Here is a 643-nt window from a genome sequence, read left to right on the forward strand (position 1 = left end):
GTATTGATATATATGTGTTTTTTCGTTTTCTTAGGTGAGGTCTGACTGAATAGAGTTGTAGATATAAAGCGTATGTTGTAATTAAATAAAATAGCCTTCATAAGGCTGAAAAAATTTCATACGTCAGTCATGATGTTTTATTCCATGAACTGTATGGTAAGCCTCGCTACTTCAAAGGGTGCTGTATCTCGCGGCAGCCATCAGACGATGGATTATAGTTGTAAATATAGCCAACTGTTCCACCAATCAATAGGGAGCATTATCAGTTTCTTAGTATAACTATTAATAGCAAAAAAGCAATGGGCAAATTAACTGGATAGGGTTGCCCTACTCTTTTTACGCTACCTGTAACCCCAGCCTGGCTCAGTCGGTGGTCGGTTGCAGCTCGCGTACTGGCGGTTGCTTATGTTGCATAGCCCGCCACAGGTCATAATTAGCTTGAAGATTAATCCAGAAGCGTGCTGTGCTCACGCCAGTCTTTTCAAGTCTTAGTGCGAGGTTAGGGCTGATGCCTGCCTTACCATTTAGCACACGGGATAATGCGACGCGCGTGATCGCCAGCCGACTAGCGGCCTCTGTCACTGATATATCCAGCTCGTCGAAAACCGTCTCCTTAAGGATTTCCCCCGGATGGGGATGAATA

General features: G+C 44.3%; 1 protein-coding gene. It reads right to left on the bottom strand.

The genetic code is table 11. The features are described 5' to 3' along the window. Positions 1 to 363: 363 nt before the first annotated feature. On the bottom strand, positions 364 to 642 hold the full coding sequence (locus tag REG_RS09700) for a HigA family addiction module antitoxin (RefSeq protein WP_006705478.1): 279 nt from the start codon (positions 640 to 642) through the stop codon (positions 364 to 366). Between the last annotated feature and the right edge of the window lies 1 nt (position 643).

The sequence above is a fragment of the Candidatus Regiella insecticola LSR1 genome (assembly GCF_000143625.1).
Classification (GTDB): Bacteria; Pseudomonadota; Gammaproteobacteria; order Enterobacterales; family Enterobacteriaceae; genus Regiella; species Regiella insecticola.